This window comes from Hungatella sp. (assembly GCF_046966825.1).
The window spans coordinates 82,254-99,868 of sequence record NZ_JBKVCZ010000001.1 but is presented as its reverse complement, the minus strand read 5'-3'; the positions used below and the strand labels follow the sequence as shown (position 1 = coordinate 99,868).

Below are 17,615 nucleotides of genomic sequence, written 5' to 3'. Positions count from 1 at the left end.
CGTCTCCGCCCAAATAAATTGCTTTTTTGCTGTAACAGCTTATGTCAGTTCTGATTAGTTCGCTGCTGTTGTAGCTTCTTCTGTTACTGCTTCTGCGTCTTCAAGAGATGCAGCTTCAACTTCTTCAGAAGACTCTTCTGCGGAAGCGTCCTCGGAATCTACTGCTTCTGTAGACTCTGCGTCTGCAGATTCTCCTTCAGTAGTCTCATCTGTAGCTTCTTCTGTTGTAACTGCTTCTGTTGTTGCTTCTGTTGTAACTTCAGCTTCTGTTGCTGCAGTTGTCTCAGCAGTTGTACCGCTGCCACATGCAGAGATTGATGCCATAGTTAATACCGCGATGCCTGTAAGTACGAGTTTCTTTGCTGTCAGTTTCATAATTGTTCTCCTCCTTGCGACTACATAGGTGTCTTTTTGTTATGTCTTAGAATTGTGTCATGACTTTCGGTTGTCCTATGCCCTCAAGTCGAGAGTCAGTTTATCACTCAAAACGTTTAAAGTCAATGTTCTTTCTGTGATTTTTTTCTTAATTAAAAGTCACCCGATTTCTTAAAATTTATTACAATTGACAAAAGAGGTTCTAAACTGAAAACTATGAAAATATACTCTTGTAACCATACTGTACTTTTTTAGGCATTCTTTATTTCATGTCATTATGCACTATTATGCAGTGCTATTGCGCTATGTTTTTTGTGTATTTTTTTGTTATTTTCCTGCGTTTTTGTGTTTTTACCACGTTTGCGGCGCTTTTCAGCCCATTTTCCATTATTTACCGTTTGCAGTAGCTTTCTATCGCCCGGCTCATAAATTCGGCTGTGTGTTCGCCGAACTGGTCGATATTTTCTTTAAAACGTCCGTCCCCCACGTACATTTTTTCCAGTCCCTCCAGGATTTCCAGGGTGCATTCGTAGTAGTTTTCGGTGATATGGTTCCTCCACCGCTCCACTAATCCGGCCGCGCGGCTGCCCTCAGGCGTCTCACCAGCATTGGCGCACTCCGCAAATTCCCGGAAAATATCACTCATTTCTCCGTTTAAAGCCCTCCACTTTTCCTCTCCGTAGCCGGAAGTCTTCTTTTCACTTTCTCGGTACGCCTCCGTGTCACCCCAGCGTTCCTTCGCTTCTTTCGCGTACTTTTTCTTTGCTTCTTCTATCTCGTGCATATCAAATTCCTGAAAACTCATGGTGTTTTCTCCTCTCATCATACTGTCCACCAGTCCGGTCAGCCGGCGCAGCCGCTCGATCTTCAGCAAGAGCAGCGACTTGTGGGCCGCAAGTGCTTCCTGGCGGTCATAGTCAGGCTTCGACAACATGTCTTTGATTTCCTTCAGAGGAAAATCCAGTTCCCGGTACAGCAAAATCTGCTGCAGCGCTGTAAGCGCCTCCTCGTCGTAATAACGGTACCCCGCCTCCGTCGTGCCGGTTGGTTTGAGCAGCCCTATTTCATCATAGTAATGGAGTGTGCGCACACTGATATTTGTTAATTTTGCTGTCTCGCTTACTGTCAGTCTCATAGTTATCACCGCCTTCATTTATTACTATAACGTATGACGCAGCGTGAGAGTCAAGAGATATTTTTAAGAAATACAAATGTTCAATTTTTTTTGATCGCCCAGGACTGAACCTTTAAAATCTTAACCCTACCGCCTATTCCGCGTATTTTAATACGGTCTGCATTTTCTGGAACATAAACTGTATTTGTCATACAGGTCATATAGTCATCGGTAAACAACTCCACCGATGCGGAATCAATAAACACATGAATACGGCAGGCTGTTTCACTGACCGAGCGGAAAGAGCAGCGTCTTTTACTCTTCAAATGGTCAAAGGTATGGGAACGGTCAAATTCTATTTCTCCAAGCTTCAGGTTTAAGTTTACAAGAACCTTCTCCTTTTCATTGCTCTTAACCTCCAACTGGATGATTTCAGCCGTCGTCCCCTTCAAGTTAAAATCAATTATCATTTCACAATGGGAATTATCTGCCGTTTCTATGGAGATCCCCTCTTCGCCTGCAGTTTCGGAAACCATTTCTGCCGGTTCAGTCCGATAATTCTTTAGCTCCTGTACAGGCTCAAAATGCAGCCGTCCCAGTTCATCCAGACGCAGTTCTCTGGGCAGTGCCATTCCACCGCACCAGCCCATTTTCGATGTATAATAGGTGCCGTCACACCATGGCATCCAGTTCCAGCTGTTCATCCAGCCAATCATAATACAGCGGCCGTTTCCGTCTTTAATTACCTGCGGTGCATAGTAATCCATTCCCCAGTCAATTTCCCCATACGTATCCCAGAAAAACTTTCCGGCCGGATAATCGAAGTTCCCGGTTAAATATACCGACTTTCTTAGATTCAACCCGTGCGGCGAAATAAACAAGATATATTTTCCCCCAATTTCAAAGAAATTAGGGCACTCACATACAGACCCCAATTCTCCCAGACTCTCGGCCATTGTATTAATAAAACGCCAGTTTTTTAAGTCATTTGAGCGGTAAAGGAGTGCTTGTGCAAAATGATCCTTTGTAGATCCCAGAATCATATTCCACTCCCCGTTCTGACGCCAAATGTAAGGGTCTCTGAAGTCTTTCTTATCTGCTTCGCAAAGAGTATCAGCCAAAATAGGACTGTCCTCTGTCTTTGTAAAATGTATCCCATCATCGCTGACAGCCATACACTGCCCCTGCTGCATACCATTCCGGGCATCGAGTCCCGTATACATTAAATATACCTTCTGATCAAGTTCCAGCGCACAGCCAGACCAGCAGCCTCCCTCATCACATTCGTCAACAGGTGCCAATGCTACCGGAAGGTCTTCCCAGTCTACCAGATTCTCACTGACTGCATGCCCCCAATACATCTTATAATCACCTGGTTCTGATACATATGGCATATGCTGGTAAAACAAATGGTATTTTCCACCCAGGATGGAAAAACCATTAGGATCGTTGCACCAGCCAGCCGGAACCTCAAAATGATACTTTTGTCTCAGCGGGTTATTCTTAATTTCCTCATGCCGCTCCATAACATAGGCTGTCGCCCTCGCAGCTTCTTCTATATTCTTATTTACATTGCCCATTTTTATTCTGTAATCCTTTCCTATCCTTTTATCCCCGACTGGGCGATACCCTGTACATAATACTTCTGGAAGAAAATAAACATGACTACTACCGGAAGCGTGCTTAATGTCAACGCCGCAAAAATTGGTCCATAGTGAACTGGAGGGGCCGTAAACAACGTCTGAAGTCCCAGCTGCACGGTCTTTGTCCTGTCGTCGGTCACCAAAACCGGCCATAAAAAGTCTCCCCAGTGTTCGATAAACTGCAGAATCAACACGGTCGCGTACACCGGAAACGACAAAGGAAGCACAATCTTAAAAAATGCCTTTAAAGGAGACGCTCCATCAATATATGCTGCCTCCAGAAGTGAATCCGGAATATCCACGAAAAACTGACGAAACAGAAAGATACTGAAGCAGTTGGCCGTAAACGGCGCTATAAGTGCAGAAAAAGTGTTCAGCATCTTGAACTTAAAGATCATAAAGTACAACGGCAGTATAATGCTTTCCAACGGAATAATAATAAGTGCTACAATCAAGCTGAACAAAAAATCACGCCCCCTGAATTGAAGCTTTGCAAGAGCAAAACCGCACATGGAATTAACGATTAATCCCAATCCGATCATAATCGTAACGTAATAAAGGCTGTTAAGCATTGTTCTCACGATCTCCCCCTTCTCCAGGATAGACCGGTAATTATCGAGGCTCCCGCTAATGGGCAGAAATGCCCTCACGGAAGTCATATCTGCAAATATGTTGACCTCAGGTTTTACTGATGATACCACCATCCATACAAGCGGAGCCAGGAACACGACGGCAAGAAAAATGTTGAGTGTATACATCAGTATTCGGTTAAGCAGTCTGCTTTTTTTAATTCCCACTCTCGTTCCTCCTCTCAGTCCCGTTCAATTAAAAGACGTTTAAGCGCCATGGACACCAATACCACAATCAGGAAAAAGACTACTGCCATGGCAGATGCGTAGCCAGCCTTCTTATATTGAAAGCCCTGCTGGTAAATATAGTATACCAACGTCCTGGTGCTGTTCTGAGGCCCTCCGAAGGTCATAATATAAGGCTGTGTAAATACCTTAAATGCCTGAATCGTTACGTAAACCACAATAAACGAGATCACATTTCTTAATCCTGGAAGTGTAATATAGAAGAACTTCTTCACGGAATTCGCCCCGTCGATGGCCGCCGCCTCATAAAGTTCCTGTGATATTCCATTTAATCCTGCAATAAAGATGATCATCTGATAGCCAACTCCCTGCCAGATTGACATGACCAGAATAGAATTCATTGCCTGGTCAGCGCTTCGTAAAAAGCGCTGACTAGGCAGCCCGACCATGTTCAGAATTGCGTTAAACAGACCGTCATTCGGGTTGTATAAACATACCCACAAAATGGATACGACGGTTAATGATGAAATCACAGGAGCAAAATAGGCGGTTCTGAAAAATGTCCGTCCAACAATCTTTCGATTTACTAAAATAGCCAGACCCATGGCGATTACTGCTTCAACCGGCACAATTACTACTGTAAAATAAAAAGTATTTCGTAAACATTTAAAAAACAGTTCATCCGAGAGCAATGAAGCGTAATTATCCACTCCCACCATCTCCATACGGTCTGGTGCCAGGACGTAAAAGTCTGTAAAGCTAAACCCAAAAGCCATAAATGCAGGTATAATAAGGAATAGCAAGAGTAATATTAACGCCGGTGCTACAAAAATATAGGCTGTATTTCTCTGTCTCCTGGAATAGCTGGATTTCATTTTTCTAAAATTTGCCTCACCCATTTCGCCAGGCTTCCTCCCTTCCCATATTATTTACTTTGCATACGTTGCTTCCCACTCTTTATCGAAGGAGTTTGCAATATCATCAAGAGAAGTCTTCACATCAGCACCTAACAGAATGTCGTAAAACGCTTCTGAGAATTTCTGTGTAAAGATTGGATAGTTTGGTGTGGCCGGACGTGCATGACCTTCTTCAAATAAAGTTTCCTTTATGATCTTATTCGGTCCATCATCATAAATATCGAGTAAATCATACGCAGAATACCGCACTGGCGGGTAAGCCGGTCCGTCTACGGTAAAGCTCGCACATGCTTCAGGACTGGATAAGTAATGAATAAATTCCATAGCGGCATCTACATTCTGGCAGTTTGGCGTAACGCCTACTGTCCAACCTCCTGATGTACTTCCCGCATAGGCCTCTTTTTGAGGAATATACGTTACACCCCAATTAAAATCAGCCTGTTCAAGTGTCGGTATGATCCATGCTCCAGCCAGCTTGGTTGCACATTTGCCTTCCTGAAACTCCGTCGCTGTAGGATCGACATTGATCAATCCCTCATCTGCAAATTTCTGGAGATAGATACCCGTCTGGATGGCCTTCTCTGAATTTATATACCCCTCCGCTTTGCTGCCATCATCAGAAAGCAGTTGCGCCCCATTCGCAACTAAAAATGGCTGGAATGCCACAATAATCCATTCACCGCTCTTCTCTTGAATAAAATTCCCCCCATAGATACCATCTTTGGTCAACTTTTTGCAGACATCATAATACTCGTCCCATGTCCAGGCGTCCTCAATCTTTTCAGGAGCTGTAATACCGGCTGCATCCAGCATATCCTTATTATAATAAATATTAATAATTCCCTCTCCCATGCCTACTGCATAGAAATGGCCATCATATGTTCCCTGAGCGATTGTCGATGGAAGAAAATCTTTCATATCCTCTTCCGTAAAATAATCTTCTATTGGAATAAACATATTGGAGTATGCGTAGCTCGCCACATTTGGTCCATCTGCCATCAGAATATCCGGAAGGCTGTTCGTTGCAGCGGCTGCGCTGACTTTATCCTCATAGGCAAAGGACTCTCCCCGTGTATTGGCAGTTTCAAGTATCTTTATCTTACCCGCATACTCTTCATTAAATTTCTGAACCATCATTGCATACCAGTTGGCTTCTGATTCCTGGCTGATTGGATACCAGAAGGACAACTCTACCTCCGAGCCATCTGCTAAAACTTCCGATTCCTTAGCCGCCTCGGTATTTCCTTCTGTTTTTTCTGTCTCTGCAACAGCCGGTTCCGTCTTTGTAGTTTCCCCCTGTTTCGTACCACAGCCTCCGAGAAGGGTCATTATCATTGCCACTGCCAGTAAACTGCTCACTATTCTTTTTTTCATAGATATCTTCTCCTTTTAGTCATATGTTTTTAAATGTATACGTTTACATTTTTTCCCAAAAAAATAATTTATTCCTCCTTTCATCGACTATTTTAATAATCAGCCAAATGTAAACGTATACAACTTTTCTAAAAAAAATAGACTTTTTAATATTTTTTTGTTTTTTTCTTTACTAAAAAGCCAATTAATAGTATAATTTATATTCAGATAATATCATTTCGGACATCTTTTGTCAATATATTTTGTGCACATTGTCTCAAAACTATTTATGTGCATGTTTTACTTATGATAATTTAACTAAGGTGGTGTAAATTTGGTAACCAGTAGAGATGTTGCAAAATTGGCCGGCGTTTCCGTAGCGACGGTATCCAGAGTATATTCCGACAGCAATGCCGTGACAGATATCACTGCAAGAAAAGTTCTTGATGCCGCAAGACAGTTGGGATATATCCCCAATACAGTTGCCCGTAGCTTAAAATCTAACCGTTCCCGTACCGTTGGTCTCGTCATTACCAACATTTTTAATCCTGTTTTCTACCAGGTTGCTGCCGTAATCACGACAGAGTTGGAAAAATTCAACTATAAGGTCATTCTATCATTTAACAGCACTTATGAACGCAGCCTTTTAAAAAATCTGCAAACGCTTCTTGCCGCACGTGTAGAGGCCATTGCCTTCACCCCGCTGTTTGAAGATTCCGATGTACTTGAATTACTGAATTCTTCAAATGTCTATTCCCTTCAGGTTCTCGGGAATGCCTATCAGCAATTCGACTCTATCATGTGTAATGATTACGCCGCTACAAGCAAACTGACACAATATCTGATCGACAGAGGCCATCGAAATATTATGCTTATCTGCCCTACAGAAGACAGAAAAGAGGGGTTACTGCATACTCTGGCAGTTAATAGAATTGATTCGTATGAAGGTAATTATATATCGCCTCTTCCATTGGAAAATTCCGCTTCCATCATTGAAGATGCCATCACAAAATACAGGCCCACCGCAATCATTGCCGTTACTCAGGATGTTCTTACGGCACTTATGATTGTCTTAAAAAAACTGCATTATAAGATTCCTGATGATATAAGTGTTATCGCCTACGATGAAAATCCGCTGTCACAATATGAAAACATCACAACCATTGGACATAACATTCAGTACATTGGCACCGAAATAAGCCGTTTTCTATTGGATCATCTGCTCGAAAAGAATGCTCCTGGAGACGCCCCCCGTCACATATTTCTGGACACCACTTTTATTGAACGTTCTTCAGTCAAGGAACTCAACAGGGGAAACAAAGAAATATAGATGATACTTCTACTTACACCTCTTGACTTCAAGATATATTTATGCAAAAATAAAATCACACTTTTGATCTGCATAAAAGTCCATATGGTGGATATACTACAATCAGGAGGTACGATAAACTATGTATTATGAGAGAACGATTGAACCCACAATAAAAAATATCAGTCAGACCTTCCCTGTTTTAATTGTAACAGGCCCACGCCAGGTGGGTAAAACTACTCTTTTAAGCCGTATGGCAGAAAAGGAGCGGAAAATTGTATCTCTGGATAACCCAACCATTCGGGCATTTGCCAAAAGGGACCCCGAAATGTTTTTGCAGCGATATCAGCCGCCTGTACTGATTGACGAGGTACAGTATGCTACGGAACTGTTTGACTACATTAAGATTTATGCAGATCGTCACAAGCGACCGGGGGATTTTTGGCTTACCGGCTCTCAGACCTTTCATATGATGAAAAGAGTCACGGAATCCCTTGCCGGGCGGGCAGGAATAGTCAGGATGGCAGGGCTCTCCAACAGCGAGATTTCAGGAAATCATTTTCCTCCGTTCCGGGTGGATATTCCAACGCTGATAAAACGAATGGATGATATGGAACCGATGATGATCTATGATGTATATTCCAGGATTTTCAAAGGATCTATGCCCCGGTTATACGAAAATGAGGCTGTTAATCTGGAGCAGTATTACGAATCTTATCTGGAAACCTATATCAGCAGGGATATTAAGGATTTGACACAGGTAGCCGATGAATCTGCCTTTTTAAACTTTATGTCTGTAATTGCTGCAAGAACTGCCACCAATGTAAACTATGAAACCATTGCCGGAGAAGTTGGCGTATCGGCGCCGACAGCAAAGCAGTGGCTTTCTATATTGGTGTCTTCCGGCTTAGTAGCTCTGATACAGCCATACTCTAACAATGCTTTAAAGCGGGTTATTAAAGCACCGAGAATGTACTTTCTGGACACTGGTTTATGTGCCCATCTAACAAAGTGGAGCAGTCCCGAAACCTTAGAACGCGGCGCAATGGCTGGACAGTTCTTTGAAACCTGGGTTGTTTCAGAGATTTATAAAAGCTACATCAACGCCGGAAAACAGCCGCCCCTTTACTTTTATCGGGACAGCAACAAAAAAGAAATTGACCTGCTGATCTATCAGGATGGGATTCTCACACCTGTAGAAATTAAAAAAGGGTCTGCCCCAAAGGATGCCGTTAAGAATTTCTCCGTCCTGTCTCCAATTGAAAAGGAACCCAGCGAAGAGAATGTTTTTTCTGGTGCTTCCCACTTGAAAACGACGATTGGAACTGGTGCTGTCATATGCATGCCCGCAGACATGATACCGATTGATGACAAAAACTGGTATATTCCAGCATGGCTGATTTAATTCATCTTATAGCAGCGGTTGGAAGCAGTAAACGGCATAAGCCGTTCCTGCTCTCCGCTGCTTTTTATAGCGCCTCATGGTACAAGTGCTGTCTAATCCACCGACATCCTATATTCCTTCGGCGACATCCCCATCACCTTCTTGAACACCTTAGAGAAATACTTCTCATCCCGGAACCCCACTTTATATGCAATCTCATACGTCTTAAAGTAATTCTGCTCCAGATAGCAGCATGCCCTTTCAATACGCACCCGATTGAGGTAGTCGATAAATCCGCACTGGAGGCTTTTCTGGAACAGCGTGGAGAGATAGCCTCCGGTTATTCCCAGGATCTCCGCGGTGTCGCTGAGCGTGATATTTTCCATGTAGTGCTCGGCAATGTACTCTTTAGCCCGCTTTACCAGCTGGTTGGTTCCGTTCTCTTCTTCCTGGACACACGGCTCTTCCAGCCCCAGGCTGTCATCCACCAGCCGGTTTAAGCACTTTAATATATCCGCGGCCCGCGCCGGTTTTAGTAAGTATTCCTTTGCCCCGAAACGCAGCGCCTGCTGCGCGTATTTAAACTCATCGTATCCGCTTAAGATTACTACGATAGGATGCAGACCCGCCCGCTCCGCTTCCTTCATCACATCGAGGCCATTTTTCAGCGGCATCTGGACATCAAGAAGCAGAATGTCCGGCTGATACTTTAAGAGCAGGTCGATCGCCTCCTGGCCATTTTCAGCCTCATATATCTTGTCAAACCGGTCCGTATGGAGCCGGATATATTTCGCCACACCACGGCGGATTACTTCTTCGTCATCTGCGACCAACAGCTTTACCGACACTTCCGTTCCTCCTCGTTATAAGCACTTAGAGACCGTATTTTGGTCTCTTACGTGCGATACATGTCATCTCCACTCAGCGTGCCCCGCTTTATCGGGTATAGTGAGGTCTTTCACGAACTTAGTGGAGTGGCGGCTCAAAAGGAATACAGAGAATCACTCTGGTACCCTTTCCCACATCACTCTGAATCTCCAGTTCGAAATCACCGTGATACCGGAGTTCGAGACGCTCTTTGATATTTTTAATGGCATACCGCCCGATTCTCTGACGGGCATACTGAGCCGGCTCCTCCTCCCAGATATCGTCGATCTGGTCCTGGCGCATGCCGATTCCCGTATCCTTTATCTCAAACCGGATCTTTCCCTTATCCAGGCGTCCGGTTACCGTCAGATAACAGGGGGTGCTGACATTTTCAAACCCGTGAACAATGGCATTTTCCACAAATGGCTGCAGGATCAGCTTGGGGATATATACCGCCTTCACCTCGTCTGCCACATTGATTTCATAGTGAAGCCGCCTGGAAAAACGCATCTTCTGTATCTGTAAGTACCTGGAGACCAGTTCAATCTCCTGGGCTACCGTGACTTCCTTCTTCCCCTGGCTTAAAACGAGACGGAACAGCTGTGACAGCGCCAGAATGCTTTCCGCAATTTCGTCGTTATCCGCTTCCGTTGCCTGCCAGTATAAGGAATCCAGCGTATTATACAGGAAATGCGGGTTAATCTGAGCCTGAAGTGCGGCCAGCTCGCTCTCTTTTTCCTGAAGAGTAATGACGTAATTTTCGTCAATCAGTGACTTGATGTCTTCCACCATTTTGTTAAAGCATTCCGCAACCTCTCCGACTTCATCCCTCGTTTCCACCTCCACCCGCTGGTCAAAATCGCCGGTTGAGAATTTGACGATGGCCTCGCTGACCCGTTTTAACGGCCTGGTCACGATATTGGAAATGATGAGGAGCAGGGGAAGAAGCCCCAGCAAAACACCGATCATCAGGGTAATCGGCATATAGGCGATATCCGTCAGCTGCATCTGCCTGCTGTACCGGGGCACCACCTTGACAACAATGCTGGAATTCTTCTCTTTCTGGCTGCACACCACTTGATAATCTCCAAATGTGAAGTTGTGTTTGCGTTCCCGGTAGTCCTCTTTTATAAAATCGTCTGACGTTAAGTATTCGGCCACCTGTTTTGGAATGCTGCCGCTTCTCGAGAGCTCACCGCCGAATTTATCCAGAATCAGCACGCCTTCCCTGTCGCTGTGAAGGATCCCCTCCCCCAGCTCCTGAAAGACCTCCTGGCTGACACCGATGACAATATACCCCAGCGTCTTCTTCTGAGTCAGGTCGAAGATTCCTCTATATAAGACTACCTTATCAGAACGGTTGGTATTATAAGTTTCTTTATCGTATTTACTCACACTCCGCCATAAGATCCCGTTGTCGCTGTCCAGCGTATCCCGGTAAACCTCCGTCTTCTTAACGGTCTCCAGGTCCGGCACGTAGGCGCTGGCATCCATACAGCGCAGATAAGGGCGCACCCCATTTTCCGGGTAAATGCCAATGGTTTTAATATGGCCTTTCAGCGCCACCATGTCCTGCACGATCTGCATGGGCGCCTCCTCCAGCCAGAGTTTTGCATTCTTGTTCAGCTCCTCCGCATTTTTCGCGGTCAGCAGGGCATGCACCTCGTCGTTAATGCAGAAATAGGTGGAGAAGTCCTTAATATCGGACTGCAGGACAAAAATACTTTCCGCCAGAGCATTGACACTGCTCCTGTCATTTTCCAGTCTGCTCTCCAGGTCTTTATTATAGTTATAAAAAAGAAGCACGGCGCATATGAGAATCAACACCGGCGTGATAATCAAATATCCATAAAAAATCAGTTTCATTTTTACACTTAATTGATTTACCCACTGTTTTATCTTCCTCATGGCCGTACTTCCTTATAATCATTTTGATCCGCTTGTTTCACCGGTTAAACTATCCGCCTTTTTTTCTGGGCGCGCCTGGTGCCTCCCGGCGTAAATACTCCGGGCGGCGCTAGCCTTTGACCGCTCCCATGACCACACCTTTCGTAATATGTTTATTCAGCAGAATATATACAATCACTGCCGGCGCCGCTGTCAGAGCCATAACCGCAAACTGCACGGCGTAATTGGATGAATACTGGCCGGTAAACTCCAGAACCGAGAACGGAAGCGTCTTCCATTTCGGGGAACTCAAGTAGGTGCTGGCCATCATAAATTCATTCCAGTTGTTCAGAAACGTCATGATTGACACTGTGGCAATGGATGATTTCATCATAGGCGTGATTATCCGGAAAACGATCCGGTAGATCCCGCATCCGTCCATGACTGCCGCCTCCTCCAGCTCTACCGGAATGGATTCCATGAAGCTGGACATCAAAAACAGTCCCTGGGGAAGCGAAAATGCCACGTACGGGATCAGCAGCGCCCAGATGGTATCGGTCAGTCCCAGCTGATTGAATATCTTATAATTTGGAAGCAGGGTCGCATGGATGGGAATCATCATCCCCATGAGCAGAAGCGTCTTCACAAGGCCCCTTAATTTCCAGTTCATTCTGCGGCATGCGAAGCCTGCCATAATTGATACGAGAAGCACCAGGATGACCGCCAGTCCGTTTATCAGGATACTGTTTTTTAAGTATAACAGAAAATGACCATCTATAAAAGCTTTAACATAATTCCCCCACTGGATCTTCTTCGGGATTACGAGAAGTCCGCTGGTAAACATTTCATTGCTGCTTGCCAGGGAAAAATCTGCCAGCCAGATTAAGGGGAAGATCTGAACGACCGCCACAAGAATCAGCACCGCCCAAAGAAGCGGTTTTTTCCAGGAAAACGTTCTTATATCCGTTTGATTCATGATTTCGCCCTCCTTCTGCTCAATCCATTTTTCCTTCCGGCATCTTCATCGCGGTCTGCGAAAACGGTGTTCAGTAAAACGGTAACCACCAGGCAGATGATGATGAAAATAACGCCGATGGCATTACCGTAGCCATACTTAAACGCTTTAAACGCCTGCTGATATAAGTAATTCGCAGCAAACTGCGTGCTGTTGCCGGGCCCGCCGTTGGTAAGCAGGTACACGGTCTCCATCTGTTTTAATGCGGATATGACCGCCATGGTCACATTTACCTGAATCACCGGCTTCATCAGCGGAAGGGTGATCCTCAGGAATGTGGTTTTCTGATTGGCCCCGTCAATGGCCGCCGCCTCATACAGGGTGGGGTCTATATTTTTGATTCCCGTGTAGTAAATTAACATTCCCCATCCAAATCCATGCCAGATCAGCACGATCAGTACCGACCAGATGGCCCTGCCCTGGCTGAGCCAGTTGATTCCGCCGTCTCCGCCGAACAGCTTGATGATATTATTTAACAGGCCAAAATCGGGATTATAGATAAATTTCCACAGGTATGCGATAACCGCTACGGAGATAACATTGGGCACAAAGTACACGCAGCGGAAAAAACCTTCTCCCCGTCCTCCCAACTTATCCAGCACTGCCGCCACGATCAGCGCCAGCGGATGCTGAATGCAGATAAAGCCGATGGCTAAGAGGAGCGAATTCTTGAGGGAGGTCCAGAAAACCTGATCCTTCATCAGTCTGTGATAATTCTCCAGTCCGATATAATTGTAGGAACCCATTCCGGAGTAGTCTGTAAATCCGTAATAGACACTGAGGCAAATGGGGGCCAGAATCGCAAACACGAACAGCAGCAGGCCCGGAAGGACAAGGCTCAGGATGACCAGTTTGTTGCTGTATAATTTTTTCATAAACTTCCCCTTTCTGAAAATTACGGCCGCCGGTTTGTTCTCCGGCGGCCGTAATCAGCTTACACTTTTTCTCTGTTCGTTATTTGCATGCTTCGCCGATTTTAGAAAGGAACTCATCCACGGTGATTGTGCCGTTGGAAACGCTCTGGATTTCACTTTCAATACTGGTCTTGAATGCGGAAGGGCCGCAGTCATTGACCGGTGTCCCGGATACTCTGGAGGCCCCGTTTACTGCTTCTACGAACTGCATCTGAAGCTTCGTCTCTTTCCCGCTCATGTAGCTGGTCTGATCCTGGGCCGACATGCCTACGCCGTTCTCCCAGCCATACTTGGATAACTTATCCGGCTGATACATATAGTTTAAGAATTTGATCGCCTCTTCTTTTACCTCAGATTTCGCAGACACCGCATAACCGCCGCCGTTCCACGCCGCAATATCTGTAGCCGCACCTTTTCCGCCGGCAATCGTCGGCATGGTGAAGACTCTGATATTGGTTCTGACCTCTTCCGGGATGTCTTCGTTCATGGCCATGGAAGCCTCCCAGCTTCCCATGTAGAACATGGCCGCCTGGCCGTTGGTAAACAAGTTCATGGCCGTTCCGTAATCCTGGGAATCGTAACCATTCTGGAACAGGCCGGCGTCCGCCGTCTCTTTTAAAATCTCTGTCGCCTGTTTGAATGCCGGGTCCGTAAAGTCCCCTGTGCTCACTGCGTTGCTGACAATGCCCGTATAGTCGCCGGTCAGTTTAAAGAGGATATCAGACAGATAGATTGCCATCGGCCAGCCGTCTCCGCCGTCCATGGCCAGCGGTGTAATCCCCGCGCCGCTGATTTTCTGAGCCAGGTCTAATAATTCATCATACGTTGCGGGTACATCCCAGCCGTTATCCTTAAACATTTTCTCATTATAATAGAAGCCGGCCACGTCTGTATTTCTGGGAAGGCCATACAGCTTTCCATCTTTCTTAAAGCCTTCCAGGGAACCGGAGATAAAGCCGTAATCCGCATAATCTGCCTCATTTAACTCAGCAAGCACTCCCGCATCCAGCACCTCGTCCAGGAAGGACGGCTGTCCCCAGATACTGACGACATCCGGCATGCCTTCCATGGAGTATGCCTTGAACTTCGTCTTATACGCTTCTTCGTCCAGAGCTTCCACTTCGATTTTCACATTCGTATTTTCCTTCATGTAGTTATCGATAATCATCTGTTCCACCAGGCCCTGACCATTTTTTCTGTCCGGCAGGTTCGAGAATACTTTTAATGTAATGGCGCCGCTGTCATTTTTTGCCGTTGTCTCCGCTTTGGAACCACAGCCCGTTAAAGACGAGGCCAGCATGGCCGCCGCCAGTACCACCGATACTAATTTATGCTTCATGATTGAAACCTCCCTGTTTTGTCTTATATTCAACTCTCTGCGCGCGCTTTTTATTTGATAGTTAAATTCTACCATCGCTTATATGGAAAAAACAGAGACTAAATTTCTAAAAGGGTGTAATATTTTCATATTCAAAAGCCGGGAGCGGCGGGATGAGGCATTTCAGCAATGAAAAGCGAGCTCCGGCAACCATATTTCCCTGGCGCGAAGTGCGCATCCTGCCCGGAGGGCTATTTATGTAATAGAAGTACTTTCCAAATACGATTAGGGTGTCAAAAGGTCGATTTTAAAATTAAAGCATGAAACATAAATATCCAATCCCAAATCAGGCAACATTTAACCTTGTTAAGTGGAGAAAAAACACCAAAATATACGCTATATCGGCATCTGAATTCCATGCACTTTACTTTGACCGAATCCAAATACATAAAAAAGCGATGATACAGGGTCTGCCTGCCTCATCGCTTTTCCATTGTCAGATCAAAGCTCTCGCCAATCATCCTTTTTATATCCGGATCCGGGACCGTACCATCCAGTAAAATCGTATTCCAGTACTTCTTATTAAGATGGTACCCGGGCAGAACGCCCGGAAATGCATTTCTCCAGAATTCAGTCCATTCGGGATCACATTTTACATTCACACAGGTCTTTTCCTCACGCGTATAGATCCATGCAAATACCTTTTTATTCTTCCTGTGCCGGATCACAGCCCATTCCGTATCGTGAAACGGATAGTCCTCGTAAACATCCGGATAAGTCAGACAGTACTTAATTAAATCTTTCTTTGTCTTAAACGCCATAGCAGATACCCGTCTTTCCTTGATACCAAAACTGTGTCGGAACAGTTTCGGGGGATTTACCGGCGCTGCGTGTTGTCGGTGCAGATGAGCCGGGCGTATTAATTATACTGTATTTCCGGCGGTTCTACAACGCATTTTCCATTATGCATAATAGAAAATATTATAGATATTTATAAAGATAATCATCACCATAAGAATCATAAACAGCTTATCGACCATCCGGTCGTTCATCCTTTTATTAAACCAGCGCCCGGTAATACCGCCCAGGACGCCGCAGACCACCATACCGGCCAGTATCCCCCATTCCACCGACGGCATCGTTCCGGTAAAAACAGATACGACTAGGCTTGTTACCTGGGAGAACAGAATTATATAGAGTGAATTCTGTGCAGCCACTTTCGTGGTCATGGAAAAAAAGTAAAACAGAATTACCAGATTGATGGGTCCGCCCCCAATTCCGAGAAAAGACGATAAAATACCTAAAAACAGGCCGATCGCCAGACAGGCCGGAACATTTTTTAAATGATGTGTCTTAATACAACTCTTTTTCAGCGTATAGATCAAAGTTCCCAATGTCAAAATCATCAGACAGGCTGCCTGCACCGCACCCACAGTATTCTGATTTTCAAACATCTGCCGGACTGCCTGAAACATATATTTCCCCACAACGCCCCCAACAGCCGCACCTGCTGCCAGAGGCGTTCCTGTCGACATGTCCACGGACAATGTACCTGCTATCTTATTGCGTCCCACGGAATACAGGCTCATGGCGAGGACCGTGCAGCCCGAAAGGAAGCTGATCGCTGATACATCAAGCACTCCAAAGGCATCCAGTACGGGTTTTATAATCACACCACCGCCAATACCGCAGACGGCTCCCACAATGGAAGCGAGAAAGCTGACAGCCAGAAATACCACGTACACAGGCATCACTTCTGCACTTCCTTTACTCTGCAGCATGTCACAAAGTGTCCGGGAGTAACCTCCTCCATCTTCTGAGGCTGTCTGCACGCCTCCGCAGCATATCGGCACCTGGTTGCGAATCGGCACCCTGGCTTCGGATTAATCGGGGAGGACAGCTCCCCCTTCAGAATCTCGGGTTTATTTGGATTGTGAATGTCTACGGAGGGAATTGCTGAAAGCAGCGCTTTCGTATAGGGATGCAGCGGACTCTTAAACAGTTCTTTTGACGGGCAGAGCTCCACTACCTGTCCGAGGTACATCACACAGATATCATCGGATATATGTTTTACTACTGACAGATTATGGGTAACAAACATATAGGTCAGCCCTTTCTGCTGCTGAAGCTTTTTCAGCAGATTTAAGACTTGGGCCTGAATGGAAACATCCAGCGCGGAAACAGGCTCATCACACACGACAAAATCAGGATTTAAGGCGAGTGCACGGGCAATTCCCACGCGCTGTCTCCTCCCACCGTCCAGCTCATGAGGATACGACATTCTAAGCCGATTGTCGATTCCAACAAGTTCCATCAGTTCCGCAGTCACATCATCTATCTCATTTTTTTTGTATCTTTTTGAGACAACCAACGGTTCACGGATCGTGGCATCCACCGTCTTTCGCGGATCAAGCGAAGAATATGGGTCCTGAAAAATTATCTGCATCTTCTCACGGGCTCTGGTTAGTTCTTTACCTTTTAGGTCAGAGATATCTTTTCCAGACAAAAAGATCTGTCCCGCTGTACGCTCCTGTAAATGAATAATCGTTCTTCCCAATGTAGATTTCCCACATCCGGATTCCCCTACGACTCCCAGCGTTTTTCCTCTGTGTATGGTAAGTGACACATCGTCCACCGCATGCAGGATACCGTTAGCAGTCGGAAAATATTTCTTTAAATTTTTCACTTCAATAACCGGTTCCAT

At 45.5% G+C, this 17,615-nt stretch carries 16 protein-coding genes; 2 read left to right on the top strand and 14 right to left on the bottom strand.

Going from position 1 to position 17,615, the window contains the following annotated elements; translation table 11 throughout:
* Positions 1 to 54 precede the first annotated feature (54 nt).
* The 6 genes from ACLTD4_RS00460 to ACLTD4_RS00435 all read right to left on the bottom strand — a co-directional run bounded on the left by ACLTD4_RS00460 (position 55) and on the right by ACLTD4_RS00435 (position 6,238).
* Entirely contained in the window at positions 55 to 375 is a 321-nt protein-coding gene (locus tag ACLTD4_RS00460; protein ID WP_055660094.1) for a hypothetical protein, read from the bottom strand.
* 391 nt (positions 376 to 766) lie between these two features.
* Complete coding sequence (locus tag ACLTD4_RS00455; protein ID WP_117621923.1) at positions 767 to 1,510, bottom strand: MerR family transcriptional regulator; 744 nt, start codon at positions 1,508 to 1,510, stop codon at positions 767 to 769.
* Positions 1,511 to 1,590: 80 nt separating this feature from the next.
* Complete coding sequence (locus tag ACLTD4_RS00450) at positions 1,591 to 3,069, bottom strand: glycoside hydrolase family 32 protein (RefSeq protein WP_117621922.1); 1,479 nt, start codon at positions 3,067 to 3,069, stop codon at positions 1,591 to 1,593.
* 20 nt (positions 3,070 to 3,089) lie between these two features.
* Entirely contained in the window at positions 3,090 to 3,929 is an 840-nt protein-coding gene (locus ACLTD4_RS00445; protein WP_243007975.1) for a carbohydrate ABC transporter permease, read from the bottom strand.
* 14 nt (positions 3,930 to 3,943) lie between these two features.
* A complete protein-coding gene (locus ACLTD4_RS00440; RefSeq protein WP_333490855.1) occupies positions 3,944 to 4,666 on the bottom strand; it encodes a sugar ABC transporter permease in 723 nt (240 codons plus the stop codon).
* 210 nt (positions 4,667 to 4,876) lie between these two features.
* On the bottom strand, positions 4,877 to 6,238 hold the full coding sequence (locus ACLTD4_RS00435; RefSeq protein ID WP_117621920.1) for an ABC transporter substrate-binding protein: 1,362 nt from the start codon (positions 6,236 to 6,238) through the stop codon (positions 4,877 to 4,879).
* A 313-nt stretch (positions 6,239 to 6,551) separates the two neighbouring features.
* Here ACLTD4_RS00435 and ACLTD4_RS00430 point away from each other — a divergent pair, with 313 nt between their 5' ends.
* Together ACLTD4_RS00430 and ACLTD4_RS00425 are read left to right on the top strand one after the other, a co-directional pair.
* The gene (locus tag ACLTD4_RS00430) at positions 6,552 to 7,547 is read left to right on the top strand and encodes a LacI family DNA-binding transcriptional regulator (protein WP_117621919.1); all 996 of its coding nucleotides are present in this window, start codon (positions 6,552 to 6,554) and stop codon (positions 7,545 to 7,547) included.
* A gap of 121 nt (positions 7,548 to 7,668) precedes the next feature.
* The gene (locus ACLTD4_RS00425; RefSeq protein WP_117621918.1) at positions 7,669 to 8,931 is read left to right on the top strand and encodes an ATP-binding protein; all 1,263 of its coding nucleotides are present in this window, start codon (positions 7,669 to 7,671) and stop codon (positions 8,929 to 8,931) included.
* Between the two features lie 92 nt (positions 8,932 to 9,023).
* On the opposite strand, the gene ACLTD4_RS00420 is transcribed toward ACLTD4_RS00425, so the two are convergent.
* The 8 genes from ACLTD4_RS00420 to ACLTD4_RS00385 all read right to left on the bottom strand — a co-directional run bounded on the left by ACLTD4_RS00420 (position 9,024) and on the right by ACLTD4_RS00385 (position 17,615).
* The gene (locus tag ACLTD4_RS00420; RefSeq protein ID WP_002605288.1) at positions 9,024 to 9,758 is read right to left on the bottom strand and encodes a response regulator transcription factor; all 735 of its coding nucleotides are present in this window, start codon (positions 9,756 to 9,758) and stop codon (positions 9,024 to 9,026) included.
* A gap of 118 nt (positions 9,759 to 9,876) precedes the next feature.
* Positions 9,877 to 11,685: a sensor histidine kinase gene (locus ACLTD4_RS00415; protein WP_412331073.1), complete on the bottom strand. Its 1,809-nt coding sequence runs from the start codon at positions 11,683 to 11,685 to the stop codon at positions 9,877 to 9,879.
* Positions 11,686 to 11,794: 109 nt separating this feature from the next.
* On the bottom strand, positions 11,795 to 12,640 hold the full coding sequence (locus ACLTD4_RS00410) for a carbohydrate ABC transporter permease (RefSeq protein WP_117621916.1): 846 nt from the start codon (positions 12,638 to 12,640) through the stop codon (positions 11,795 to 11,797).
* Positions 12,637 to 13,554 carry a carbohydrate ABC transporter permease gene (locus ACLTD4_RS00405; RefSeq protein WP_025529770.1) on the bottom strand — a complete coding sequence of 306 codons (918 nt, stop codon included), beginning with the start codon at positions 13,552 to 13,554 and terminating at the stop codon, positions 12,637 to 12,639. The genes ACLTD4_RS00410 and ACLTD4_RS00405 overlap by 4 nt, the downstream gene beginning before the upstream one ends.
* A 79-nt stretch (positions 13,555 to 13,633) precedes the next feature.
* Positions 13,634 to 14,932, bottom strand: a complete 1,299-nt coding sequence (locus tag ACLTD4_RS00400; protein ID WP_117621915.1) for an ABC transporter substrate-binding protein — start codon at positions 14,930 to 14,932, stop codon at positions 13,634 to 13,636.
* 458 nt (positions 14,933 to 15,390) lie between these two features.
* Complete coding sequence (locus tag ACLTD4_RS00395; RefSeq protein ID WP_002605293.1) at positions 15,391 to 15,732, bottom strand: MmcQ/YjbR family DNA-binding protein; 342 nt, start codon at positions 15,730 to 15,732, stop codon at positions 15,391 to 15,393.
* Positions 15,733 to 15,873: 141 nt separating this feature from the next.
* Complete coding sequence (locus ACLTD4_RS00390; protein ID WP_243008306.1) at positions 15,874 to 16,692, bottom strand: sulfite exporter TauE/SafE family protein; 819 nt, start codon at positions 16,690 to 16,692, stop codon at positions 15,874 to 15,876.
* Positions 16,662 to 17,615, bottom strand: a complete 954-nt coding sequence (locus ACLTD4_RS00385; protein ID WP_055659965.1) for an ABC transporter ATP-binding protein — start codon at positions 17,613 to 17,615, stop codon at positions 16,662 to 16,664. Before ACLTD4_RS00385 ends, ACLTD4_RS00390 begins: the two co-directional genes overlap by 31 nt.

Coding starts and splice junctions, on each gene's coding strand:
- ACLTD4_RS00460 (WP_055660094.1), bottom strand. CDS start 375: ATGAAACTGACAGCAAAGAAACTCGTACTTACAGGCATCGCGGTATTA.
- ACLTD4_RS00455 (WP_117621923.1), bottom strand. CDS start 1,510: ATGAGACTGACAGTAAGCGAGACAGCAAAATTAACAAATATCAGTGTG.
- ACLTD4_RS00450 (WP_117621922.1), bottom strand. CDS start 3,069: ATGGGCAATGTAAATAAGAATATAGAAGAAGCTGCGAGGGCGACAGCC.
- ACLTD4_RS00440 (WP_333490855.1), bottom strand. CDS start 4,666: ATGGTGGGAGTGGATAATTACGCTTCATTGCTCTCGGATGAACTGTTT.
- ACLTD4_RS00435 (WP_117621920.1), bottom strand. CDS start 6,238: ATGAAAAAAAGAATAGTGAGCAGTTTACTGGCAGTGGCAATGATAATG.
- ACLTD4_RS00425 (WP_117621918.1), top strand. CDS start 7,669: ATGTATTATGAGAGAACGATTGAACCCACAATAAAAAATATCAGTCAG.
- ACLTD4_RS00415 (WP_412331073.1), bottom strand. CDS start 11,685: ATGAGGAAGATAAAACAGTGGGTAAATCAATTAAGTGTAAAAATGAAA.
- ACLTD4_RS00410 (WP_117621916.1), bottom strand. CDS start 12,640: ATGAATCAAACGGATATAAGAACGTTTTCCTGGAAAAAACCGCTTCTT.
- ACLTD4_RS00405 (WP_025529770.1), bottom strand. CDS start 13,554: ATGAAAAAATTATACAGCAACAAACTGGTCATCCTGAGCCTTGTCCTT.
- ACLTD4_RS00400 (WP_117621915.1), bottom strand. CDS start 14,932: ATGAAGCATAAATTAGTATCGGTGGTACTGGCGGCGGCCATGCTGGCC.
- ACLTD4_RS00395 (WP_002605293.1), bottom strand. CDS start 15,732: ATGGCGTTTAAGACAAAGAAAGATTTAATTAAGTACTGTCTGACTTAT.
- ACLTD4_RS00390 (WP_243008306.1), bottom strand. CDS start 16,692: ATGCTGCAGAGTAAAGGAAGTGCAGAAGTGATGCCTGTGTACGTGGTA.
- ACLTD4_RS00385 (WP_055659965.1), bottom strand. CDS start 17,615: ATGGAACCGGTTATTGAAGTGAAAAATTTAAAGAAATATTTTCCGACT.